This window comes from Shimia sp. MMG029 (assembly GCF_027947445.1).
In the GTDB taxonomy this organism is placed as follows: Bacteria; Pseudomonadota; Alphaproteobacteria; order Rhodobacterales; family Rhodobacteraceae; genus Shimia.
Genome location: NZ_JAQJIM010000002.1, coordinates 454,353 through 476,873, shown reverse-complemented (window position 1 = coordinate 476,873; position 22,521 = coordinate 454,353). Strand labels below are relative to the sequence as shown.

22 protein-coding genes and 1 pseudogene are annotated in these 22,521 nt (G+C 56.2%); 16 read left to right on the top strand and 7 right to left on the bottom strand.

Features of this window, described 5'->3' with window-relative positions; translation table 11 throughout:
* The first annotated feature begins 5 nt into the window (after positions 1-5).
* Together PJL69_RS09050 and PJL69_RS09045 are read left to right on the top strand one after the other, a co-directional pair.
* Positions 6-1,220, top strand: a complete 1,215-nt coding sequence (locus tag PJL69_RS09050; protein ID WP_271309349.1) for a class I SAM-dependent RNA methyltransferase — start codon at positions 6-8, stop codon at positions 1,218-1,220.
* A gap of 91 nt (positions 1,221-1,311) precedes the next feature.
* Complete coding sequence (locus PJL69_RS09045) at positions 1,312-1,806, top strand: L,D-transpeptidase family protein (RefSeq protein ID WP_271309348.1); 495 nt, start codon at positions 1,312-1,314, stop codon at positions 1,804-1,806.
* Here the strand turns inward: PJL69_RS09045 and PJL69_RS09040 are convergent.
* Positions 1,792-2,358: a CAP domain-containing protein gene (locus PJL69_RS09040; protein ID WP_271309347.1), complete on the bottom strand. Its 567-nt coding sequence runs from the start codon at positions 2,356-2,358 to the stop codon at positions 1,792-1,794. The genes PJL69_RS09045 and PJL69_RS09040 overlap by 15 nt on opposite strands.
* A 169-nt stretch (positions 2,359-2,527) precedes the next feature.
* Between PJL69_RS09040 and PJL69_RS09035 the strand changes: the two genes are divergently transcribed.
* Positions 2,528-3,124: a L,D-transpeptidase gene (locus PJL69_RS09035; protein WP_209097264.1), complete on the top strand. Its 597-nt coding sequence runs from the start codon at positions 2,528-2,530 to the stop codon at positions 3,122-3,124.
* Between the two features lie 146 nt (positions 3,125-3,270).
* Positions 3,271-3,456: a hypothetical protein gene (locus tag PJL69_RS09030; protein WP_209097263.1), complete on the top strand. Its 186-nt coding sequence runs from the start codon at positions 3,271-3,273 to the stop codon at positions 3,454-3,456.
* A 135-nt stretch (positions 3,457-3,591) separates the two neighbouring features.
* Here the strand turns inward: PJL69_RS09030 and hemH are convergent, their stop codons facing one another.
* Together hemH and PJL69_RS09020 are read right to left on the bottom strand one after the other, a co-directional pair.
* Positions 3,592-4,644, bottom strand: coding sequence for a ferrochelatase (gene hemH / locus PJL69_RS09025; RefSeq protein ID WP_271309346.1), 1,053 nt, complete (start codon positions 4,642-4,644; stop codon positions 3,592-3,594).
* A 27-nt stretch (positions 4,645-4,671) separates the two neighbouring features.
* The gene (locus tag PJL69_RS09020; protein ID WP_271309418.1) at positions 4,672-5,490 is read right to left on the bottom strand and encodes an SAM-dependent methyltransferase; all 819 of its coding nucleotides are present in this window, start codon (positions 5,488-5,490) and stop codon (positions 4,672-4,674) included.
* 84 nt (positions 5,491-5,574) lie between these two features.
* Between PJL69_RS09020 and PJL69_RS20285 the strand changes: the two are divergent.
* The 5 genes and pseudogenes from PJL69_RS20285 to PJL69_RS09000 all read left to right on the top strand — a co-directional run.
* A pseudogene (locus tag PJL69_RS20285) lies at positions 5,575-5,652 on the top strand (ComF family protein); the annotation flags it as partial.
* A gap of 288 nt (positions 5,653-5,940) precedes the next feature.
* Positions 5,941-6,237, top strand: a complete 297-nt coding sequence (locus PJL69_RS20280; RefSeq protein WP_333781872.1) for a ComF family protein — start codon at positions 5,941-5,943, stop codon at positions 6,235-6,237.
* A gap of 37 nt (positions 6,238-6,274) precedes the next feature.
* Positions 6,275-6,532 carry a glutaredoxin 3 gene (gene grxC, locus PJL69_RS09010; protein ID WP_271309344.1) on the top strand — a complete coding sequence of 86 codons (258 nt, stop codon included), beginning with the start codon at positions 6,275-6,277 and terminating at the stop codon, positions 6,530-6,532.
* A 6-nt stretch (positions 6,533-6,538) separates the two neighbouring features.
* On the top strand, positions 6,539-7,369 hold the full coding sequence (locus tag PJL69_RS09005; protein WP_271309343.1) for a carbon-nitrogen hydrolase family protein: 831 nt from the start codon (positions 6,539-6,541) through the stop codon (positions 7,367-7,369).
* Entirely contained in the window at positions 7,370-7,810 is a 441-nt protein-coding gene (locus tag PJL69_RS09000) for a MarR family winged helix-turn-helix transcriptional regulator (protein WP_209097258.1), read from the top strand.
* Positions 7,811-7,814: 4 nt separating this feature from the next.
* On the opposite strand, the gene ubiG is transcribed toward PJL69_RS09000, so the two are convergent.
* Positions 7,815-8,558 carry a bifunctional 2-polyprenyl-6-hydroxyphenol methylase/3-demethylubiquinol 3-O-methyltransferase UbiG gene (ubiG, locus tag PJL69_RS08995; protein ID WP_271309342.1) on the bottom strand — a complete coding sequence of 248 codons (744 nt, stop codon included), beginning with the start codon at positions 8,556-8,558 and terminating at the stop codon, positions 7,815-7,817.
* Positions 8,559-8,607: 49 nt separating this feature from the next.
* Here ubiG and pip point away from each other — a divergent pair, with 49 nt between their 5' ends.
* From pip to infB, 6 genes are all read left to right on the top strand, one after another.
* The gene (pip, locus tag PJL69_RS08990; protein WP_271309341.1) at positions 8,608-9,582 is read left to right on the top strand and encodes a prolyl aminopeptidase; all 975 of its coding nucleotides are present in this window, start codon (positions 8,608-8,610) and stop codon (positions 9,580-9,582) included.
* A gap of 64 nt (positions 9,583-9,646) precedes the next feature.
* Complete coding sequence (locus tag PJL69_RS08985) at positions 9,647-11,155, top strand: ABC transporter substrate-binding protein (protein ID WP_271309340.1); 1,509 nt, start codon at positions 9,647-9,649, stop codon at positions 11,153-11,155.
* A gap of 155 nt (positions 11,156-11,310) precedes the next feature.
* The gene (gene rimP, locus PJL69_RS08980) at positions 11,311-11,889 is read left to right on the top strand and encodes a ribosome maturation factor RimP (protein ID WP_209097254.1); all 579 of its coding nucleotides are present in this window, start codon (positions 11,311-11,313) and stop codon (positions 11,887-11,889) included.
* Positions 11,890-11,893: 4 nt separating this feature from the next.
* Positions 11,894-13,510, top strand: a complete 1,617-nt coding sequence (nusA, locus tag PJL69_RS08975) for a transcription termination factor NusA (protein ID WP_271309339.1) — start codon at positions 11,894-11,896, stop codon at positions 13,508-13,510.
* Between the two features lie 23 nt (positions 13,511-13,533).
* Positions 13,534-14,166 (top strand): RNA-binding protein, encoded by a 633-nt coding sequence (locus PJL69_RS08970; RefSeq protein ID WP_271309338.1) that lies wholly within the window; start codon positions 13,534-13,536, stop codon positions 14,164-14,166.
* A complete protein-coding gene (gene infB / locus PJL69_RS08965) occupies positions 14,163-16,664 on the top strand; it encodes a translation initiation factor IF-2 (RefSeq protein ID WP_271309337.1) in 2,502 nt (833 codons plus the stop codon). Before PJL69_RS08970 ends, infB begins: the two co-directional genes overlap by 4 nt.
* 398 nt (positions 16,665-17,062) lie before the next feature.
* Here the strand turns inward: infB and mutT are convergent, their stop codons facing one another.
* Genes mutT through PJL69_RS08950 form a run of 3 tightly spaced genes read right to left on the bottom strand, consistent with a single transcriptional unit; the run spans position 17,063 to position 19,560 of the window.
* Positions 17,063-17,461: an 8-oxo-dGTP diphosphatase MutT gene (gene mutT / locus PJL69_RS08960; RefSeq protein WP_209097250.1), complete on the bottom strand. Its 399-nt coding sequence runs from the start codon at positions 17,459-17,461 to the stop codon at positions 17,063-17,065.
* Entirely contained in the window at positions 17,458-18,687 is a 1,230-nt protein-coding gene (gene argJ, locus PJL69_RS08955; RefSeq protein WP_271309336.1) for a bifunctional glutamate N-acetyltransferase/amino-acid acetyltransferase ArgJ, read from the bottom strand. The genes mutT and argJ overlap by 4 nt, the downstream gene beginning before the upstream one ends.
* A 3-nt stretch (positions 18,688-18,690) precedes the next feature.
* Positions 18,691-19,560, bottom strand: coding sequence for a peptidylprolyl isomerase (locus PJL69_RS08950; protein WP_271309335.1), 870 nt, complete (start codon positions 19,558-19,560; stop codon positions 18,691-18,693).
* Positions 19,561-19,729: 169 nt separating this feature from the next.
* Here PJL69_RS08950 and secA point away from each other — a divergent pair, with 169 nt between their 5' ends.
* Complete coding sequence (gene secA / locus PJL69_RS08945; protein ID WP_271309334.1) at positions 19,730-22,453, top strand: preprotein translocase subunit SecA; 2,724 nt, start codon at positions 19,730-19,732, stop codon at positions 22,451-22,453.
* The last annotated feature ends 68 nt before the right edge of the window (positions 22,454-22,521 follow it).

Below are 22,521 nucleotides of genomic sequence, written 5' to 3'. Positions count from 1 at the left end.
CAGGCATGAGCCAGATCGACATCCAGCGACTGGGCCTGCACGGCGATGGAATTGCCGAGGGTCCAATCTTTGCCCCGCTTACCCTGCCCGGTGAAACCGTCGAAGGGGAGATTGAGGGCAATCGACTGAAAAACATACGGATTTTGAACCCTTCTGACCAGCGGGTGAAAGCTCCGTGTCGGCATTTCAAGACCTGTGGTGGTTGCCAGTTGCAGCACGCTGCGGATGAATTTGTCGCCGATTGGAAAGTCGATGTGGTGCGTCAGGCGTTGGCTGCGCAGGGTTTGGAAACTGACTTGCGCCCCATCGTGACCTCCCCCGCCAGATCGCGCCGTCGCGCCGTGATCTCTGCCCGTCGCACAAAAAAGGGCGCGCTTGTTGGCTTTCATGCTCGCGCCTCGGATGTGATTGCCGACATCAGCGACTGCCAGCTTCTGCACCCCGATCTCATGCCCGCCTTGGACATTGTGGGCGCTTTGTCCCAAATCGCCGGGTCGCGCAAAGGCGAACTCAGCGCCACTGTCACCCTGTCAGACGCGGGGCTTGATCTGTCTGTGAAAGGCGGCAAGCCGCTGGATGGCGCGCTCTTGGCGCGTATGGCCCAAGAGGCTGAGCGCCATAAACTGGCCCGTCTGAGCTGGGATGGCGAAGTCATCGCGACCCGGTTTGCACCTTACCAAACCTTTGGGACGGCGCAGGTTATTCCGCCTCCCGGTGCATTCTTGCAAGCCACCAAAGAGGGCGAGGAGGCTTTGCTGTCCGCTGTACGCGCAGCCATCACTCAGGGGGACACTGGGATTGATCTTTTTGCAGGCAGTGGCACGTTCACCCTGCCGCTGGCAGAAAGCTACAGGATGCATGGCATCGAAGGTGAGAAATCCATGGTCAAAGCCATGGACGCCGGATGGCGCATGGCCAAAGGGCTGAAAAAAGTGACAGCAGAGACCCGAGACCTGTTCCGCAATCCGGTGATCGCTGAGGACTTGCGCTATGACTTTGCGGTCATTGACCCGCCACGCGCAGGCGCTGAGGCGCAGGTGGCGGAACTCGCCAAGTCACAAATCTCTGAAATCGCCTATGTTTCCTGCAACCCGGTGACATTTGCACGTGATGCCGCGGTGCTGGTGCACGCGGGATATACGCTTGAGTGGGTGCAAACAGTTGATCAATTTCGCTGGTCTTCTCACGTGGAATTGGCTTCAAGATTTGTTCGGAAATAAAGCGTATCACGCAGGCGTGAGCGGCATAAGGCCAGCCGGTCTGCTAAGAAACGCTCAGAGGCAGTGAAGACATATAAAGAGGAACTGGTTAATGCGTTGGATCTCCGCATTGATGATTGCCGTTTTGGCATTCGGACTGGCAGGCTGCGCCGAGAAATTCAAAACCTATACGGGTCCAGAGGTGACGCGGGTTTTGATTTATAAAGAAAGCCGCCGGATGTATCTGATGCATCATGATCAGGTGCTACAAGCTTATGAGGTTGGGCTCGGGTTCTCACCGACCGGACACAAGCAGATCGAAGGTGATGGGCGGACACCCGAAGGCGACTATTACATTGACCGTCGCAATCCCAACAGCCGCTTCTATCTTTCGCTTGGCATCTCATACCCCAACGCAGCCGACCGCGCATATGCCGCGTCCATCGGCAAATCGCCGGGTGGGGATATTTTCATTCATGGCCGCCCGAAAGCCTTCCAGAACGGTGTCGAAGACTGGACTGCTGGATGCGTTGCGGTGACCGATGCTGAAATGCGTGATGTCTACGCGATGGTGAAAACCGGAACCCCGGTCTCAATTTATCGATGAGAAGGGGTTCGTGTCGCTTGCTTCGGAGGTCTGCGTGTCAGCGACCGTGGTGAACTGAGCTGTGGTGGGTTCACCCATCACAAGCGTCCACCAGATTTTTCCGTTGTCTTCCTGAAACCAGGCAAATCCCATATCGCGGGCAGCACGGTCCAAGATGACTGAGCGTGTATCGTCCTGCTCCATCCAAGCTGCGAGGGTCTCGACTTCGGATTCATAGCTCTCGCTGATGGTTTCACCGCTTAGTGTGCCGGGGTAGCCGACGCGTGCCACGCGATCGAGAGGGGAAGAGCCGTCAGAGCCAAAGTGCCATGGTCGGTTTTGCCGGGACATATCGCGCGCATGGGTTGCCGCGGCTGCATTCAGCTGGGCGTTAAGAGTAACTACTGGCGCACCGGAAGCCTGACGCAGCGCATTCACTGAGTCCAGAACCCTGAATTGGACACGAGACGTGTTGCCCGAATCGATTTTGTACTGTTTGGCGCTTCCGCCGCCACTTGTTCCGCAAGCGGCCAATCCCACCGCTGCTGCCAGCAAAAGAGCAATAACGCGCATCTTAATCTCTGTCCCACCTAGTTAATTGCGGCACTCCTAACCGCACAGCGTGTCCATGAAAACCCACATAGGCGTGACATTGCTACCCTGACGATTGATTGATTTGCGACTGCGGCATTACAGCCATATGATCTCACAGGCCCGTGAGATTGGTTTCTGGAGAAAAATAATGACTGTAGAGCGGTCGAATAAATTTGGTCGGCGCACGTTTTTGGCAGGCAGCGCCGCGTTTCTGAGCACCCCGGCACTTGCGCAAACCGAAGATAGTACAACAGAGGTAGAGCGCGACCTCGATGAACGTGTGGTCCGCAATATCTCGAGCTTCCGCTCTTTGGATTGGCGGCCTTACTTTGACAATTTGAACAATGGGGCAGTGCTGGTCGATGTGACCTCCCGTGCGCTGCATTATTGGTCAGAAGACGAATCGACCTACAAGCTATACCCCACGTCCGTTCCTCTGAGTGAAGAGTTGACGCGCCTTGGGCGTACCAAAGTTGTGCGCAAAGTCGAGGGACCGAGCTGGCGCCCGACGCCCTCGATGAAAAAACGCAATCCTGAATGGCCTGATTTTGTGGGCCCTGGCCCAGATAACCCTTTGGGGACTCATGCGCTTTATTTGAGTTGGACCTATTATCGCATTCATGGAACCCACGACACTCGTAAAATAGGGCGTAGATCGTCCAATGGTTGTATCGGTCTTTACAACGAGCACATCGCGGAGCTGTTTTCATTGACGAAAGTGGGAACGCAGGTGTTGCTAATTTGACGACATTTGCTCGAAGGAGTCGCGTCTAAGGTAATCTTCGGTTTGCAATTCGGAAAAATTACTGTTTAGAGGTGACTTACGAGGTAAGTCTTGGGTGCTTGTCATCGCCCATTCCTATTGGTGACACGCGAATTCTGGAGGATACTATGAAAAAACTCGTTATCGCTGCTGCTCTGACTGCTGCTGCAACCACCGCAATGGCTGGCGGCTTGGCCGACCCAGTTGTTGAGCCTGTTGTGATTGAAGAAGTCGCAAACGGTTCCGGCACTGGCGTTTGGGTTCCACTGCTTCTGCTCGCAGTTGTTGCTGCAGCTGTAGCTGCTGGCAGCTAAGCTTTTTAAGCTTGTCGAAATTGAAAAAGGCGGGGTTTTGGCCCCGCCTTTTTCTTTGGAATTTGAGGTCCCTGATCCGCAAAATTTAGATCATGGCGTGAATCAGGCGCAGATCGGTTAGTCCGCAATTAGGTGCTATCGCACCCAACCACCTAGGTTTTCGTCGATGATCTCGCACAGCGCGTTGATGTGGCCGGTATCCGAGTTCAGGCACGGAATATAGAGAAACTCTTCGCCCCCTGCGTGCTCGAAGCTTTCTTTGATCTCTTCATTGATCTCTTCCAGCGTTTCGATGCAGTCAGCAGAGAAAGCTGGTGCAATCACGGCGATGCTTTTCTTGCCTTCTTCCTTGGCGACACGCGCCACTTCTTCGACCGTGTAGGGGCGCAACCAATCCTCTGGGCCAAACTGTGATTGGAAAGTGGTACGCAGATCAGTGTCTTGCCAGCCAAGACGCTCTTTCAGCAGACGCGTGGTTTTTTGGCATTGGCAATGGTAGGGATCCCCCTCCTGCAAGTAGCGCTTTGGCATGCCGTGATATGACACAACCAGCAACTCTGGTCGTTTGTCTTGAGCAGCGTAGGCTTTTTCGACCGATTGTGCCAAGGCTTCAATATAGGCTGGATGTTCAAAATAGGCGGAGACCGTGCGCGCCGCGGGCTGCCATTTTTCTTTCATCAGCGCCCGGAAGAACTGATCGTTTGCCGTGGCAGTCGTTGCGCCCGCGTATTGGGGATAAAGCGGGAAGAACAGAATGCGCTCGCAGCCTGCGGCCACCATTTCACGTACCTTTGAAATCGTTGAGGGATTGCCGTAGCGCATACAGAAATCCACCATCACGTCCTCGCCATGGCGGTCTTTCATAGTCTCCGCAATTTTGGCGGTTTGCTCCTTGGTGATCACCATCAGTGGGCTTTCGCCGCGCTCCTTGTCCCAAATCGATTCGTAAGCCTCGCCGCTTGAGAACGGACGTTTGGTGAGAATGATGAGCTGCAGAATGGGTTGCCATTTCCACGCCGGGTAATCGATCACACGTTTGTCGGAGAGAAATTCGTTCAAATACCGACGCATCGGCCAGTAACTATAGTCGTCAGGGGTGCCAAGATTGGCGAGCAGAATGCCGGTTTTGCCTCGCGCGACCTTCGGGTGATCCGCAGGGGCGTGGGCTGGGCAAGTGGCGTGAGTCATAAAAATAGGGTCCGTTCCGTGTGCAGTCTACTTGGGCAGTTTGATTTCAGAAGCGCCGAGCGCGTCGGCAAGTCGGGTTGTGGCCGATCCCGGCCTGAGCGGATTGGGCTGGCTGGCGTCAGGGGCCCACCCTGTCAGATAGATCAATTCAAAAGTTGCGGGTATGCGACCATTTTTCATGAAGCTATCTACGTAAATTTCGCAAGCGCGGATCATAATGGACCGCTTCGTTGGCGTGCGAATGCGCCCCTGTAGCGCATTGCCTTCGCCCATTTTTCGCAGCTCACTCATCAAAGCCCAAGGCGTTTCATAGGTCACAGTGATGGGGGCGGTGTCAGCCACAGGCAGCGCCAGGTCAGCACGCTGCAAGAGGCTTCCGAGATCTCTGATTTCCGCCATCGGCGCGACGCGTGGCGACAGTCCGCCGGAGAGTTCCACCTCCGCCTGCCCGAGGGCTGCGCGCAATTGATGCAGTGTTTGGCCGCCAAAACACACCGCCAGAAACAACCCGTCGTCCTGCAAAGCACGACGGCTCTGAATGATTTGCCCGACAGGGTCGTCCGCCCAATGTAGCCCCATCGCGTGTATCACGAGGTCATGCGCACCCTGTTCCAGAGCGAGCACCTCTGTGTCTTCGACGAGCTTTGCGTTTGGGACACATCGCTGCCAGATGCTGGGAAATCCGGTCACGATGGCTGGGGATGTAAACCCTTTGTTAACCATGCTGAGCCGATCCTGAACCTCATCTATGGCCATATCGTGTAGGAACATCGCGTCTTTCAGATCAGCGCGCGCGCGATTGCGGGTCAGCATTGCTCTGTCAGTGAGGTGAGGTCGGTTTTGCATAGCGCCAGAAATAATCATCTCGCCCACAAGTTTCAAACAGCGCTGCATCTTTTGTTTCCGCCGCGCTGCGTGGGGTGTGGAGAGATGGTCGAGAGTGATTTCGGTCTCTGTCCGACGTGTTGGGCAGATATGGTGTTTCTGGGCGACGATGTGTGCGACGTCTGCGCAGCCCCTGTCACGCGGCTGGCTGGTGAGGAGAACGTGGTGTGTGACACTTGCCTGAATACCCGGCCCCCTTGGCAACGAGGGCGGGCGGCGTTGCTTTACTCTGGAACAGGCCGACAGCTTATCTTGGGTCTGAAGCACAGCGATCGAACTGACGTTGTGAGACCGGCAGCGAAATGGCTTGCGCGCGTCGCAGACCCCTTGCTCGCGGCCAATACTCTGGTTGCGCCGGTACCGCTCCACCGAATGCGCTTGTTAAAGCGCAGATACAATCAGGCGGCTTTATTGGCGGACGCCTTCGCAAAAGAAGTTCAGGCAGCCTACTGTCCGGATATCTTAGTCCGAAATCGCGGGTCCGGCAGTCTGGAAGGGCTCAGCGCAAAAGAGCGACAGGAAAAACTCAATGGGGCAATCGTGCCGAACCCGAAACGGACAGATCGGCTAGACGGTGCGTCGGTGCTGTTGGTGGATGATGTTTTGACCAGCGGTGCGACATTAAAGTCAGCAACCGAAGCCTGTTTTGCTGCAAATGCCAAAGATGTCAGCGTTCTGGTACTGGCGCGCGTTGCAAAGCTTTCCTAAATGCCTGACAAACACATGAGTGCACAAAGGAAACACGATGCAGCCTGTCGAAATCTACACCAGCCCGCTCTGTGGCTATTGCCATGCCGCCAAACGTCTGCTCACGCAGAAAAATGTCGCCTTTACTGAAATCGACGTTCTTACCAGCCCAGGTCGCAAGCAAGAGATGGTGACACGTGCCAATGGTGGCCGCACCGTGCCGCAAATCTTCATCGGGGAAACCCATGTTGGTGGCTGTGATGACCTGATGGCGCTGGAGCGCGCAGGCAAACTTGATACACTGCTGTCGGCCTGATCGATCATGCGTGTCGCTCTCTTGCAGATGACATCGTCCGACATACCCTCAGACAATTTGGCCGTGGCTTCAGCGATGCTGCGGCAGGCCAAGTCTGAGGGGGCGGAATTCGCCTTTCTGCCGGAGGTGATGAATTGCTTGTCCACCAGTCGCCGCCACCAGCAGGAGGTGTTGCAGCTGGAGGAGGACGACGAGACGCTGCCTGCGCTTGCCGCGCTGTGTGCTGAGCTGGGCATTTGGCTGTTGATTGGCAGCCTGGGTCTGAAAACAAACGATCCAGACGGGCGGTTTGCCAACCGCTCATTCGTGATTTCTGACGCAGGTGAAATCGTCGCGCGCTATGACAAGATTCACATGTTTGATGTGGATGTATCACCGGAAGAAACCTACCGAGAGTCAGATGGGTATCGCCCCGGTGAAACGGCTGTTGTTGCCGAGACCCCCCTTGGCAAAATTGGCATGACGATCTGTTATGATGTGCGATTTGGCGCATTGCACCGTGCACTTGCACAGGCTGGCGCGCAAATACTGACTGTTCCTGCCGCGTTTTCGCATGTGACAGGGGCTGCACATTGGGAAACGCTCTTGCGTGCAAGGGCCATCGAAACCGGTTGTTTTGTCATTGCCCCCGCGCAAACCGGCACCCACCCGTCAAGCCAAGGGCACTCACGACGAACTCATGGGCACTCTATGGTTGTGGCGCCTTGGGGGGAAGTTCTTGTGGACGCGGGCGTTGAAACAGGTGTGACGGTTGTTGATGTTGATCTGTCTTTGGTTCAAAAAGCTCGCAGGCAGGTGCCTGCACTTCAGCATGATCGAGAGTTTAACGGTCCTTAAATGAACGACAAAAGCGGATTGGCGATCACCTTGTTTGGTGAAATTCTAATGGTGGACCAGCTGGCCCGCTCGCGTCTGTCTAAGGTCCTGCCGAAAGGCATGGAGTTGTCGCATTTTTCCGTGTTGAATCATCTTGATCGCTCCAATGCGGAGCGCAGCCCAGCGCAGTTGGCCAAAACCTTTCACCTGACCCGTGGCGCGATGACAAATACGCTGCACAAACTTGAGGTGGCGGGCTACGTGCATATTCGTCCAGATTGGGACGATGCGCGCCGCAAATTTGTGGCGATCAGCCCCGCGGGACGACAAGCGCGAGATGCCGCGCTTGCCAGTATGGCGCCGATTATCAATGAAATGGTGAGCAAGCTGGGCGATGACCGGGTGCGCGCCGCGCTCCCGATCTTGCGTGAGTTGCGTCTCAAGCTCGAAGACAGCAGCTAAGGGGTCACCCTTTTGTGCTTGCGGTGACGTAGTTCACACTCAAGTCTCGGTCCGAGAGCGACCACTGCCAGCTGATCGGGTTGAACACGAATCCTTTGCGATCCACTGGGGCTAGCCCAGCCTGTTCAATCAATGCAAACAACTCGTCCGGGGTGATGAATTTGTTCCACTCATGGGTGCCCTTTGGCAGCCAGCGCATGACATACTCGGCGCCTATAATCGCCATGGCGAAGCTCTTAGGATTGCGGTTGATGGTCGAGCAGATATGCAAACCACCCGATTTCAGAAGTTGCTGGCAGGCTGTCAGGTAGCTGAGTGGGTCGGCGACGTGCTCGACCACTTCCATGTTCAGAACCACGTCAAACTGTTCGCCAGCTTCTGCAAGCGCCTCAGCTGTGGTGTGGCGGTAGTCTATGGTCAGCCCCGATTGCTCGGCGTGGACGCGCGCAACTGGCAGGTTGCCTTCCGCTGCATCCGCCCCCACCACTTCTGCGCCCAAACGGGCCATGGGCTCTGACAACAATCCTCCACCACACCCGATGTCCAGGACACGAAGTCCTGCAAAAGGCAATGTTTCGGATAAGTCGCGATTGAACTCTGCGGCGATCTGAGACGTAATATAGTCAAGTCGGCAGGGGTTGAGCATATGCAACGGTTTGAACTTACCGTTCGGATCCCACCACTCTGCCGCCATCGCTTCGAATTTGGCCACTTCGGCTGGATCTACCGTGGTATTCGTGGCTTGCATTTTATACTCTCCGTGCTCATTTGGGCGTCGCAACCGATATAGGTAGGACATGGACAAAAACTCGGGCCAAAAGGGCGCAGTGCACTACCTCTACCCTCCGGTCGAACCCTTCGACCAGAGGATGCTGGACGTGGGCGATGGTCACACGATCTATGTGGAACAATCTGGCAATCCGCAAGGGCTGCCGGTGATCGTTGTGCATGGTGGACCCGGTGGCGGCAGCAGCCCGGCGATGCGGCGCTACTTCGATCCCAAGGTCTACCGTATCATTCTTTTTGATCAGCGCGGCTGCGGCCATTCGCGTCCTCACGCAGAGGTGGCGCACAACACGACCTGGCACTTGATTGCAGATATGGAACATATCCGCACTACGCTTGGCATTGCAGAGTGGATTGTTTTTGGAGGAAGCTGGGGCGCAACGCTGTCCCTGCTTTATGCGCAATCTCATCCTGAAACCACGGTGTGTCTTGTGCTGCGGGGCGTGTTCCTAATGACACAAGCAGAGCTCGACTGGTTCTATGGTGGTGGCGCTGGGAATTTTTGGCCGGAGCCATGGGCACGCTTTACATCACTGGTGCCTGAAGACGAACAAGCCGATTTCATCGAGGCTTACCACCGCAGGCTTTTCTGTGGAGATCGCGCGACGGAGATCAAATATGCGCGCGCTTGGGCAAGCTGGGAAAACGCACTAGCGTCGGTGTACTCAAACGGCTCTGGAGGCGATGCGCCTGCGGAATATGCGCGGGCTTTTTCGCGACTGGAGAATCACTACTTCCGCAATCATGGGTTTCTTGAAAGCGATGGACATATTCTGAAAAATATGGCGCGTCTCGAAGATATCCCCGGCTACATCGTGCAGGGGCGATATGATATGATTTGTCCGCCGAAATCTGCATATGAACTTGCTCAGGCTTGGGGCGGCATGGCGGATCTGCGCATGATCAGGAATGCCGGGCATGCCTTGTCAGAGCCGGGCATTAGCGCAGAATTGGTGCGCATTATGGATCAATTGGCGCGCATCTGACAAAACCGCTGGACAATGTGCGGGCGTGCGCGTCTGATCAAAGTCCGCAACTCGGAGATCTTTCTTGTCTCGTATCAGTCGACGCAGCCTTCTGACCTCTGGTGCCGCAGCCGGTGCGCTGGCGGCTTCTGGTCTTGCGTTGATGGCGGGCACGCCAAAAACAGGTGGCACGCTGCGTGGTGTTTTGACCGGTGGCACAGCCCAAGACACTTGGGATGCGCGCGATCATGATAGCCTGTTTATGATGGCGGCGGCGCATGGATCGGTGTTTGATTGTCTTACAGAAATCGGTGCCGATGGCGCGTTGAAGGGCGAACTTGCCGAAAGCTGGAGCGCGAGCACAGATGCACGTGTCTGGACTTTTGATCTGCGCAAGGACGTGACCTTCCACAATGGCAAACCTTTTGTGGCAGAAGATGTCTTGGAAAGCTTTGCGCTGCATTTTGATCCCGCGCACCCATCGCCTGCGCAGCCTTTGTTGCGGGATGTGACCGGCATCCATGCGCTAGGCGATCATCAGGTTCAGTTCACTTTAGCGGCGTCCAACGCGGATTTTCCCTATCTTCTCGCCGATTACCATCTGGTGATTTATCCAGCGGGCTATGTCGAATTGGCGATGCTCAACGGGATCGGCACGGGGCTTTATCGCGTGCAAACCTTTGAGCCGGGGCAGCGCCTGCAGGCGACGCGCGTGTCGTCACACTACAAGGATGGACGCGCTGGTTTCTTTGAAGCGCTAGATTTTGTGAACGTCGATGCGCCTTCGGAACGTTTGAATCTTCTGCTGGAAGGGCAGGCGGATACGGTAGCGCAAATCGCGCCAGTTTATGCGGCCCAGATCGCAGAGGCCGAGGGTATTGCGTTGCAACAGTTGCGCGGCAACCAGCATTATAGCTTTGCACTGGATGGCCGTCACAACCTGGCTGAAGCGGATGCGGTTCAGCGGGCGCTCAAACATGCGGTAGAGCGTCAGGCTTTTGTCGATGATCTGTTGCTCGGATATGGCGCTGTAGGCGGGGATACCCCGGTTGGCCCCTCCAACCCATTCTACGCGGGCACCCTTGGGGCGCTGCCGCATGATCCAGAACAGGCGACACACCTTCTGCGCGCAGCAGGTGTTGATCAGCTGTCGTTGCGACTCATCGGCGGGCCGGGCGGTCAGGGCCAAGCTGCGGCCGCTGTTTTTGCCAAGCAACTGGAGCAGGTTGGCGTAGATATCACCGTCTCTGCGCACTCCAGCCAGCTGTCACTTACCAACTCTGCGGGCCGTGCCACCGAGGACTGGGCGATGGCCACCTATCTTGCACCGGGCGCGACATGGAACCGGGGCGGTTGGGAGAATCCTCTGTTTGACAGACTCCTGAGTGCCGCCCGCTCTGAGATGGACAGCTCCAAGCGTCGGGCGCTTTATGGTGAGTTGCAGCAGCTTGTTGCGCAGTCGGGCAATCTGATTGTTCCGGCCTTTGCCGATCACCTTCAGGCCACCTCCAAATCGATTGCCACGCCGCCCAGCACCGGCGCGCACTATGCGATGGACAATGCGCGTTTTGCTGAGCGCTGGTGGCGAGCATAAGTGCGCGCTGCGTGCGCTTTCACATTCAGCCTTGCAGACTCAGCTTCTGACACGTATATGGCTTTTCAACAGCGGCGCGATCGGCTGAAACCGAACGCACCACCGAGAAAGATCGACGGGCCGCGGGCCCGTTTTTTTGTGTTTGGAGCTCGCCTATGAGTGACCTGATTGCCAAAGCAGCGATTGACCGCAAGCTGGCAGAAATTGTTGGCCCTGTGATTGAAGACATGGGGTTTGAGCTGGTGCGCCTGCGTCTGATGGGGGGAAAAACCCACACCCTGCAGATTATGGCGGAACGCCCGGGTGGCGGCATCGAAGTGGATGAATGCGCGCAGATTTCCAATGCGGTCAGTGCGGTGCTGGACGTGGAAGACCCGCTGGCGGACTCCTATACGCTGGAAGTAGGCAGCCCCGGTGTGGACCGTCCGCTGACGCGCCTGAAAGATTTTGAAGCCTATGAAGGCTATGAAGCGAAGATCGAAACCAGCGAGCTGATTGATGGGCGCAAGCGTTTCAGAGGCACGCTGGCCGGCATCGAAGGCGAAGATGTTCTCATCAACATTGAGAATCAGGGTGAGACTGTGACTGTTGGTCTCAACTTTGATTGGCTGTCAGATGCAAAGCTGATGCTAACCGATGATTTGATCAAAGAAATGCTGAAAGCCCGCAAAGAGGCGGGCATCTTGAACGAAGACGATTTTGACGACGTCGAGACCGAAGAGTCCGAGGAGTAAGACAATGGCAATCACTTCTGCAAACCAACTTGAGCTGCTTCAGACTGCCGAAGCCGTTGCGCGCGAAAAGATGATCGACCCCGGTCTGGTGGTTGAAGCGATGGAAGAATCCCTCGCCCGTGCCGCCAAGAGCCGCTATGGCGCAGAAATGGACATCCGCGTGTCCATCGACCGCAAGACGGGTAAGGCCACCTTCACCCGTGTACGCACCGTTGTCGAAGATGACCTGCTGGAAAACTATCAGGCAGAGTTCACTATCGAGCAGGCCAAACAATACATGGCGAACCCAGAAGTGGGCGACGTGTTTGTAGAGGAAGTGCCCCCGGTAGAAATGGGCCGAATCGCGGCCCAATCTGCCAAGCAGGTGATTCTGCAAAAAGTACGTGAAGCAGAGCGTGACCGTCAGTACGAAGAATTCAAAGATCGTGCGGGCACCATCATCAACGGTGCTGTGAAGCGCGAAGAATTCGGCAACGTGATTGTGGATCTCGGCGGTGCCGAAGCCGTGCTGCGTCGCAACGACAAGATTGGCCGCGAAAGCTATCGCTCCGGTGACCGTCTGCGTGCCTACATCAAAGAAGTGCGTCGCGAGCCACGTGGCCACCAGATTTTCTTGAGCCGCACCGCGCCAGAATTCATGGCTGAGCTGTTCAAAATGGAAGTCCCCGAAATCTATGATGGCATCATCGACATCAAAGCCGTGGCGCGTGATCCGGGCTCCCGTGCGAAGATCGCTGTGATCTCTCACGATGGCTCTATTGATCCGGTCGGTGCCTGTGTGGGTATGCGCGGCTCTCGTGTGCAGGCAGTTGTGAACGAACTGCAGGGCGAGAAAATCGACATCATCCCTTGGAACGAAGATCAGCCAACCTTCCTTGTGAACGCGCTGCAACCTGCAGAAGTGTCCAAAGTGGTTCTGGATGACGAGGCAGGCAAGATCGAAGTGGTCGTGCCTGACGAGCAACTGTCTCTTGCAATTGGCCGTCGTGGTCAGAACGTGCGTCTGGCGTCCCAGCTGACCGCGCTTGATATCGACATCATGACAGAAGCAGAAGAATCTGAGCGTCGTCAGAAAGAGTTCGAAGAGCGCACCAAGCTGTTCATGGACACGCTGGATCTGGATGAGTTCTTCGCGCAGCTGCTGGTCTCTGAAGGCTTCACTAACCTGGAAGAGGTTGCTTACGTTGAAGTTGATGAGCTGTTGGTCATTGATGGTGTGGATGATGGCACTGCAAACGAGCTTCAGGCTCGTGCGCGTGATTACATCGACGCACAGAACAAAGCCGCGCTGGACAATGCCCGTGAACTGGGCGTTCAGGACAGCCTGGTTGCATTTGAGGGTCTGACACCCCAAATGATCGAAGCACTGGCCAAAGATGGCGTGCTGAACCTTGAAGATTTCGCAACCTGTGCAGATTGGGAGCTGGCCGGTGGCTGGACCTCTGTGAATGGCGAGCGCGTCAAAGACGATGGTATCCTTGAGCCATTCGACGTGTCTCTTGAAGAAGCGCAAGACATGGTGATGACCGCGCGCGTTGTGCTGGGTTGGGTAGACCCTGCGGAGCTTGAAGCAGACGCCGAAGAGGGCGAAGAAGACACATCTGAGGAGGCTGAGGCCTGATTGCAGGCCTCAGGGGTCGATAGATGAGCCGCGGTGGCCGTCCGGGCAAACGGGCTGAGGAACCAGAGCGCAAGTGCATTGCCACGGGCGCGACCGCTCCAAAGGAGGGGTTGATCCGATTTGTTGTCGGGCCTGACCAGCAGGTTGTGCCCGACGTCAGGGGCAAACTGCCAGGTCGCGGCATGTGGGTAACTGCAACGGCCTCGGCACTGCATAAGGCGGTAAAGAAGGGTGTCTTTGCCCGTGCCGCCAAACAGCAGGTCAAAGTGCCTGAGGATCTGGTTGAAGAGGTGTCCCGCCAATTGGGGCAGCGCGTGATTGAGTTGATCAGTCTGGCGCGTCGCTCCGGATCTGCGGTGACGGGCTTTGAGAAGGTCAAGGACTGGCTGGTCAAAGATGAGGCAGAAGTGCTGCTTCAGGCCAGCGACGGATCGGAGCGCGGGAAAACGAAACTGAGGCCGCCATTTGGTGGTCACCACATAGACTGGCTCACAGCTAACGAATTGGGTTTGGCTTTTGGGCGACAAACTGTGATACATGGAGCGCTTGCGTCTGGCGGACTCACAAATCGTGTTGTAGAGGAAGCCCTAAGATTAAAAGGCGTACGCGAAGAAACGGCGGCAGCGGCCTCCGGGAAGGACAAGACAGCCAGATGAGCGATAACGACGGTAAAAAAACCTTGGGTCTGCGCGGTGGGAACCGCCCTGGCAATGTGACGCAAAGCTTTAGCCACGGACGCAAGAAAAATGTCGTGGTGGAAACGAAGCGCAAACGCGTTGTGGTGCCCAAGCCTGGTGCAACCAAAACCGGTGGCGGCGGTGGCTCCAAATCTGGTGGCGATCCCAATCGCCGCCCCGCTGGCATTTCTGATGCGGAAATGGAACGCCGCCTGAAGGCACTTCAGGCTGCGAAAGCCCGCGAAGCTGAAGACGCCGCAAAGCGCGAAGCCGAAGAAAAGGCCCGTGCCGAAGAGCGTGAGCGTCGTCGCCAAGAAGCGGAAGCCAAAGAGCGTGAGCAGCGTGAAGCTGAAGAGCGTGCCCGCAAAAAGGCCGAAGAAGAAGAGCGTAAGAAAAAAGAAGCGGCGGACGCTGCAGAAGCAGCCAAGCGTGCTGCAGCTGCGCCTGCACCTTCTACTACAGCTTCACCGCAAGGGCGCGGTGCGCCAACAAACAAGCCTGCGGCGCAACCAACCCAGCGCAAAGCAGACCGTGAGCGCGAACAGCGCGGTGGTCGCGGCAAAGGCCGTGATGATGGCCGTCGTTCCGGCAAGCTGACACTGGGTCAGGCAACGGGTGGCGAAAACAGCCGTCATCGGTCCATGGCGTCCATGAAGCGTAAGCAAGAGCGTGCGCGCCAGAAGGCTATGGGGGGTGCGGTTGAGCGCGAAAAGGTTGTGCGTGACGTGCAGCTGCCAGAAGCCATCATGGTTTCTGAGCTTGCCAACCGTATGGCCGAGCGTGTGGCTGATGTTGTGAAAGAGCTCATGAAAATGGGCATGATGGTGACACAGAACCAGACCATTGACGCGGACACAGCGGAACTGATCATCGAAGAATTCGGTCACAAAGTTGTGCGTGTTTCTGACGCCGATGTGGAAGATGTTATTTCTGATGTCGAGGATGACGAAGGCGCGCTGCAGTCGCGTCCGCCAGTGATCACCATCATGGGTCACGTGGACCACGGCAAAACCTCGCTTCTGGATGCGATTCGGGATGCGAAAGTTGTGTCTGGCGAAGCGGGTGGCATCACCCAGCACATCGGCGCCTATCAGGTGAAAACCGATGATGGCGTGACGCTGTCGTTCCTCGATACGCCCGGCCACGCGGCCTTCACCTCCATGCGCTCCCGTGGTGCACAGGTGACGGATATCGTGGTTCTGGTTGTGGCCGCTGATGACTCTGTGATGCCGCAGACGATCGAGGCGATCAACCACGCGAAGGCGGCCGAAGTGCCGATGATCGTGGCGATCAACAAGATCGACAAACCGGCCGCAGATCCAAACAAAGTGCGTGCAGAGCTGCTGCAACACGAAGTGATCGTGGAAGCAATGTCCGGTGAAGTTCAGGACGTAGAAGTTTCTGCGCACACCGGCCAAGGTCTGGATGCACTGCTGGAAGCCATTGCACTGCAAGCAGAGATCCTTGAGCTGAAAGCCAACCCGGATCGCGCGGCACAGGGTGCTGTGATCGAAGCGCAGCTGGATGTGGGTCGTGGCCCTGTTGCGACCGTTCTGGTTCAGAAAGGCACGCTGCGCCAAGGTGATATCTTCGTTGTGGGTGAGCAGTACGGTAAGGTTCGTGCGCTGATCAACGACAAGGGTGAGCGCGTCCAAGAAGCTGGCCCTTCTGTGCCAGTTGAGGTCCTTGGCCTGAATGGCACACCGGAAGCGGGTGATGTTCTGAACGTGACCGAAACCGAAGCACAAGCGCGTGAGATTGCGGAATACCGTGCGCAGGTTGCCAAGGACAAACGTGCAGCTGCTGGTGCGGCGACCACGCTTGAACAGCTGATGCAGAAGGCCAAAGACGACGAGAATATGGCCGAGCTGCCAATCCTCGTTAAAGCTGACGTGCAGGGCTCTGCCGAAGCCATCGTTCAAGCGATGGAAAAGATCGGCAACAACGAGGTGCGCGTGCGTGTGCTGCACTCCGGTGTGGGCGCGATCACCGAGACCGACGTTGGTCTTGCAGAAGCGTCCGGAGCACCGGTTATGGGCTTTAACGTCCGTGCCAATGCCTCTGCCCGCAACACCGCCAACCAGAAAGGCGTGGAAATCCGCTATTACTCGGTGATCTATGACCTCGTGGACGACGTGAAAGCTGCGGCCTCCGGTCTGCTGTCTGCAGAGATCCGCGAAAACTTCATCGGCTACGCGAACATCAAAGAGGTGTTCAAAGTGACCGGTGTGGGCAAAGTGGCTGGCTGTATCGTGACCGAAGGTGTGGCGCGTCGCTCCGCTGGCGTGCGTCTGCTGCGCGACAACGTGGTGATCCACGAAGGCACGCTGAAGACCCTGAAGCGCTTCAAGGACGAAGTGGCGGAAGTTCAGTCTGGTCAGGAATGCGGTATGGCATTTGAGAACTACGATGATATCCGCGCAGGCGACGTGATCGAGATCTTCGAGCGTGAAGAGGTTACGCGTACGCTGGATTAATCCAGCGTATGCCGCCACGCGGTGATCAATCGGACAATGAAAAAGGCCGCTCCAGTTTGGAGCGGCCTTTTTTCTTCGCTTTCAGGTAAGATGATCAGGAGATCGGCTTACCTGAATACACTTTGTCGCCTACACGAATGGACACGCGCCCGTCCGGCAGTTTCTTAACAACTGGGCCTTGTATCGAAACACAACTACCCACAGTGATTGTCTTCAGCATGTCAAAAATCCCCACTTGATTGACGCCTACTTCACACGAGATTAGTTAATTTAGTCTTAGCGACCGATTGGTCACTTAAGTGTCATAGTAATCTTTTTTTAAGCATGGCGAAAGCGCTGAGGTTTCATTTCCGCCATGAAAAATGGCGGAAATTTAGGGCTTTTGCTCAATATCGCGTCTATACCCAGTCCCGGATCATAGGAATCAATGGGATGTCAGCGGGCGGCATATCATAGTCTCTGAGGTCTTTTGTTGCCACCCACTTAAGTGTTTGTCCCTCTCTGGCCTGAGGAATGCCCTCCCATTTACGGCAGGCAAAGAGGGGCATCAGAAGGTGAAAATCCTCATAGCTGTGAGACGCAAACGTTAACGGTGCCAGGCAGCTTTCCCAGGTGTCGATTCCCAGCTCTTCCTGCAGTTCCCGGATCAAAGCGGCTTCGGGTGTTTCGCCGACTTCCACCTTGCCGCCGGGAAACTCCCAGAGACCAGCCATAGATTTGCCTTCAGGGCGTTGTGCCAAAAGGATACGCCCGTCGGCATCAATCAGCACAACGGCGGCGACCAAAACTGTTTTCATGACCGATAATCCGCGTTGATCGTGATGTATCCGTGGGTCAGATCGCAGGTCCAAACCGTATCCGTGGCAGTGCCCAGTCCGAGATCCACGTTGATCGCGATCTCTTGGCCTTGCATGTAGGTGGCCCCGTCTTCTTCTTGGTAGGACGGCGCAACCCAGCCATTTTCGGCAACCAGCGTATCCCCAAATCGAATGCTCAAAAGGTCACGGTCCGCGCGCGCGCCGGATTTTCCGATCGCCATGACGATGCGGCCCCAGTTTGGATCTTCTCCGGCAATCGCGGTTTTCACCAACGGTGAATTGGCGATGGCCATGGCATGCGTACGCGCGTCTTCTGCGCTGGCTGCGCCACTGATGTTGATCTCAACAAACTTGGTCGCGCCTTCGCCGTCGCGCACCACGAGATGCGCAAGCTCCCGCATCACTTCATGCAATGCGTCATTGAAGGCCGTTTCGTCCAGATCCACCGTTACGCCTGACGCGCCAGTTGCGGCCATCAGCAGTGTGTCAGACGTAGAAGTGTCGCTGTCCACCGTGATGGCATTGAACGTCACTTCGTTGAGAGAAGAGACCAGCTCTTGCAAATCGGCACGCGCGATTTTTGCATCCGTGAAAATATAGACCAGCATGGTCGCCATATCAGGCGCAATCATGCCAGAACCTTTGGCGATCCCAGCAATTTTCACCGTCTGACCGCCGATGCTGACAGACCGCATGGCGCCCTTGGCGAACGTATCTGTGGTGCGAATGGCCTCTGCGGCATCATCAATCGCATTGGCGGAGAGTTTGCCTTTCAGCTCCTCAAGTTTTCCAGTGATCCGATCATGCGGAAGCGGTTCGCCAATCACACCGGTGGAGGAGGTGAACACGCGTGCCTCGGGCAGCCCGACACAGGCCGAAACCGCTTCGGTGACGGCTTTGACAGAGCTGACACCATTCTTGCCAGTGAACGCATTGGCATTGCCCGCGTTCACAAGGATAGCCGCGCCCGCATCACTTTCTTGTCCGATCTTTTCCTGACAATCGAGCACGGCCGCAGAGCGGGTGGCCGACTTGGTGAACACGCCGGCCAGTGTCGTGCCGGGCACCAGCTCGGCGAGCATCACGTCTTTGCGACCTGCGTATTTGATACCGGCTTCAACCGCCGCAAACTTGACGCCTTCGATCACGGGAAGCTCCGGAAAATGCTCTGGAGCCAATGGTGATACAGTGGTGATCTCTGCCATGAGTTATTCCTGAACGCGCACTGGGTTCAGCAGGTCGATGCGCTGCAGAACAGAGGGATCAATGCTGTCAGCTGGGGATTGATCCACAACCGCTTCAGACGACTGTTTGGCGATATAAGCCTGCACTGCGGCGCGCTGTGCATCATTCAGCAACTCCTGACGCGCCTCTTCAAAAGACGGTGCCTCTGATTTGCGGGCGTCGTTCAGGATGATCAGGTGCCAGCCAAACTGTGTCTGAACAGGCTGAGAGATTTCCCCAACAGCCAGCTCTGCAACCGCATCCTCGAAAGGCTTGACCATTTGGCCTGCGCCAAACCAGCCGAGGCTGCCACCAGATGCACCGGATGGGCCTGTGGATTTCTCTTTTGCGGTTTCTGCAAAATCTGCGCCGTCTTGCAGGTCTTGGCGGATCGCTACAGCCTCTTCTTCGCTTGCAACAAGGATGTGGCTGGCGTTGTATTCTTCCGCCCCTTCATAGTTCGCAAAGCGATCTTGATAGGCGCTCTTCAATTCTTCGTCACTGATTTCGTTTTGCGCCACAAAAGCTTCCAGCGCTTCGCCTGCCATCAAGGTGCGACGTTCATTGTTGAGAGCAATTTCGATATACTGCGGGACATTTTCGTTCAGGGACTGTGCCAGCGCGGTTTGCTGCACAAGCTGCTCCAGAATGCTGGCGAAAAGCGTTTCTGCTGGAAGTTGCTGATATTGCGGCTGCAAACCGGCACGGATCGAGATCATGTCACCCAATGTGATCGCCTCGCCGTTGACGGTGGCGACGACGGTGTCCAGCGATGGATCTTCCTGTGCAAACGCAGGGAGAGCAAAGCAGGCGGCAACCGCAGTGGCGCGCAAGAAATTGAGGTGTTTTGACATCGTTTCGTCCTTGGCTGGTGCCGCACCACTTGGCGGCGTTGACACTGTTCCTGACGACCCTTACATCGCTCTGAGGTCAAGGCAAACAGGCTGTTTCCCGTTTCTAGGAGCACAGGGCCGGGACAGCAAGAATTAGCCACGCACGAAAGCGCAACGAAGGACAAGTTATATGCTCGGTTTCGGAAAAATCGCCAAAAAAGTGTTTGGCACGCCAAATGACCGCAAAGTCAAAGCGACCCGGCCACTTGTCGAAAAGATCAACGCACTTGAGCCCGACTTTGAAAAATTGTCTGACGATGATCTGAAGGCCAAGACTCAAGAGCTGGCAGAGCGCGCCAAAGGCGGCGAGTCTTTGGATGCGCTTCTGCCAGAAGCCTTTGCCAACTGTCGCGAAGCCGCGAAACGTGCCCTTGGCCTGCGCGCCTTTGACGTGCAGCTGATGGGCGGCATCTTCCTGCATCAGGGCAATATCTCAGAAATGAAGACGGGTGAGGGCAAAACCCTTGTGGCGACTTTCCCGGCCTATCTGAATGCGCTGACCGGCAAGGGTGTGCATGTGGTGACGGTGAACGACTATCTCGCCCGTCGCGACGCGGATTGGATGAGTAACGTTTTCGCGGCGCTTGGGATGACCACTGGTGTTGTGTATCCGCAGCAGCCTGAAGATGAAAAACGCGCCGCCTACGCTTGCGACATCACCTACGCCACCAACAACGAACTTGGTTTCGACTATCTGCGCGACAACATGAAGAGCGAGCTCGCGGAGATGTCGCAACGCGATCATCACTTCGCCATCGTGGACGAGGTCGACAGCATCCTGATCGACGAAGCGCGGACGCCGCTGATTATTTCTGGCCCGGCACAAGACCGTACCGAGATGTACGTGGCGATCGATAAGCTCATTCCGGATGTGCAAGACGACCACTACACGCTCGACGAAAAAGCCAAAAACGTGACCTTCACGGATGAGGGGAACGAATTCCTGGAAGAGCATCTGCACGCGCGGGGACTCCTTCCTGAGGGGCAAAGCCTGTATGATCCGGAAAGCACAACCCTGGTGCACCACGTGAACCAGGGCCTGCGGGCACATAAGCTGTTCGTCAAAGACAAAGACTACATTGTGCGCGACAGTCAGGTTGTGCTGATCGACGAATTCACTGGCCGCATGATGGCTGGGCGTCGTCTGTCTGATGGTCTGCATCAAGCGATCGAGGCCAAAGAGGGGTGTCAGATCCAGCCAGAGAACGTGACATTGGCGCAGGTGACTTTCCAGAACTACTTCCGCCTTTATGACAAACTTGGCGGCATGACCGGCACCGCGGCAACCGAAGCCGAAGAATTTCATGAAATCTATGGTTTGGGTGTGGTCGAAGTGCCGACCAACCGAGGTGTGGCGCGGATTGATGAAGACGACGCGGTTTACCGCACAGCGCGCGAGAAATTTGACGCCATCGTTGAAACCATCAAGGAAGCACATGCAAAGGGTCAGCCGATTCTTGTGGGAACCACCTCGATTGAAAAATCAGAGTTCCTGTCCGGTCTGCTGGAAAAGGCAGGCGTGAAGCACAACGTTCTGAACGCGCGCCAGCACGAGCAAGAAGCTCAGATCGTTGCTGATGCGGGTAAGCTGGGTGCTGTGACGATTGCTACGAACATGGCAGGTCGCGGAACCGACATTAAGCTTGGCGGGAACGTTGAATTCAAAGTGCTTGAAGCCATCGCCGCAGATCCAGACGGCGATCACACTGCGCTGCGTGCCGAGATTGAAACCCAGCATGTCGCCGATGAAGAAGCCGTTAAAAATGCCGGCGGGCTTTTTGTTCTGGCCACAGAACGCCATGAAAGCCGCCGCATCGATAACCAGCTGCGCGGCCGCTCTGGCCGTCAGGGCGATCCGGGTCGGTCCTCTTTCTTCCTGAGCCTCGAAGACGATCTGATGCGCATCTTCGGCTCTGATCGTCTGGACAAAGTGCTGTCGTCTCTGGGCATGAAAGAGGGTGAAGCAATTGTTCACCCTTGGGTCAACAAATCGCTGGAGCGCGCGCAGGCGAAGGTTGAAGGCCGCAACTTTGACATCCGTAAGCAGCTTCTGAAATTCGACGATGTAATGAACGACCAGCGTAAGGTGGTCTTCTCCCAGCGTCGGGAAATTATGGAAGCCGCCGATCTGTCTGAAATCGTTCAGGACATGCGCCATGAGGTGATTGACGATCTGGTCGAGCGCCACCTGCCGCCTAAAACCTATGCCGATCAGTGGGATACTGAAGGGCTTTATGCAGCTTCCATTGAACATCTGGGCGTAGATGTGCCTGTGATTGACTGGGCCGATGAAGAAGGCGTGGATGATGACAGCATGCGTGAACGCCTTGAGAAAGCCGCTGACGAGATGATGGCCGCCAAGGCCACCAGCTTTGGTCCAGACGCCATGCGCATGATCGAAAAGCAGGTGTTGCTGCAGACCATTGACAGCAAATGGCGCGAGCACCTTCTGACGCTAGAGCACCTGCGCTCTGTTGTGGGCTTCCGCGGATATGCGCAACGTGATCCGCTGAACGAATATAAAAACGAAGCCTTCCAGCTGTTTGAAAGCATGCTCGACAGCCTGCGGATTGATGTGACAACCATGTTGTCGCGCGTTCGTCCAATTTCCGAAGACGAGCAAAAACAACTCGCACTGGAGATGGCACAACGTCAGCAGGCGATGATGAGTGCCGCACAAACCAACACGGCGCCTGCGCAAAGTGACGCCGCTGCAACCGGTCAGCCAGCCGGAGAAGCCATCGCAGGCTTTGACGAAAATGATCCATCGACATGGGGCAACCCCGGGCGCAATGAAGCTTGCCCCTGTGGATCGGGCAAGAAATTCAAACATTGCCACGGCAAACTGGCCTGAATTTTCGGCGACATCGACAGACAATGATCTAAAGGGCGCCTTATGAACGCCCTTTTCTGTTGTGAAAG

Excerpts from the sequence above, each read along its gene's own strand:
- PJL69_RS09050 (WP_271309349.1), top strand. The coding sequence starts at position 6 with ATGAGCCAGATCGACATCCAGCGACTGGGCCTGCACGGCGATGGAATT.
- PJL69_RS09045 (WP_271309348.1), top strand. The coding sequence starts at position 1,312 with ATGCGTTGGATCTCCGCATTGATGATTGCCGTTTTGGCATTCGGACTG.
- PJL69_RS09040 (WP_271309347.1), bottom strand. The coding sequence starts at position 2,358 with ATGCGCGTTATTGCTCTTTTGCTGGCAGCAGCGGTGGGATTGGCCGCT.
- PJL69_RS09035 (WP_209097264.1), top strand. The coding sequence starts at position 2,528 with ATGACTGTAGAGCGGTCGAATAAATTTGGTCGGCGCACGTTTTTGGCA.
- PJL69_RS09030 (WP_209097263.1), top strand. The coding sequence starts at position 3,271 with ATGAAAAAACTCGTTATCGCTGCTGCTCTGACTGCTGCTGCAACCACC.
- hemH (WP_271309346.1), bottom strand. The coding sequence starts at position 4,644 with ATGACTCACGCCACTTGCCCAGCCCACGCCCCTGCGGATCACCCGAAG.
- PJL69_RS09020 (WP_271309418.1), bottom strand. The coding sequence starts at position 5,490 with ATGCAAAACCGACCTCACCTCACTGACAGAGCAATGCTGACCCGCAAT.
- grxC (WP_271309344.1), top strand. The coding sequence starts at position 6,275 with ATGCAGCCTGTCGAAATCTACACCAGCCCGCTCTGTGGCTATTGCCAT.
- PJL69_RS09005 (WP_271309343.1), top strand. The coding sequence starts at position 6,539 with ATGCGTGTCGCTCTCTTGCAGATGACATCGTCCGACATACCCTCAGAC.
- PJL69_RS09000 (WP_209097258.1), top strand. The coding sequence starts at position 7,370 with ATGAACGACAAAAGCGGATTGGCGATCACCTTGTTTGGTGAAATTCTA.
- ubiG (WP_271309342.1), bottom strand. The coding sequence starts at position 8,558 with ATGCAAGCCACGAATACCACGGTAGATCCAGCCGAAGTGGCCAAATTC.
- pip (WP_271309341.1), top strand. The coding sequence starts at position 8,608 with ATGGACAAAAACTCGGGCCAAAAGGGCGCAGTGCACTACCTCTACCCT.
- rimP (WP_209097254.1), top strand. The coding sequence starts at position 11,311 with ATGAGTGACCTGATTGCCAAAGCAGCGATTGACCGCAAGCTGGCAGAA.
- nusA (WP_271309339.1), top strand. The coding sequence starts at position 11,894 with ATGGCAATCACTTCTGCAAACCAACTTGAGCTGCTTCAGACTGCCGAA.
- PJL69_RS08970 (WP_271309338.1), top strand. The coding sequence starts at position 13,534 with ATGAGCCGCGGTGGCCGTCCGGGCAAACGGGCTGAGGAACCAGAGCGC.
- infB (WP_271309337.1), top strand. The coding sequence starts at position 14,163 with ATGAGCGATAACGACGGTAAAAAAACCTTGGGTCTGCGCGGTGGGAAC.
- mutT (WP_209097250.1), bottom strand. The coding sequence starts at position 17,461 with ATGAAAACAGTTTTGGTCGCCGCCGTTGTGCTGATTGATGCCGACGGG.
- argJ (WP_271309336.1), bottom strand. The coding sequence starts at position 18,687 with ATGGCAGAGATCACCACTGTATCACCATTGGCTCCAGAGCATTTTCCG.
- PJL69_RS08950 (WP_271309335.1), bottom strand. The coding sequence starts at position 19,560 with ATGTCAAAACACCTCAATTTCTTGCGCGCCACTGCGGTTGCCGCCTGC.
- secA (WP_271309334.1), top strand. The coding sequence starts at position 19,730 with ATGCTCGGTTTCGGAAAAATCGCCAAAAAAGTGTTTGGCACGCCAAAT.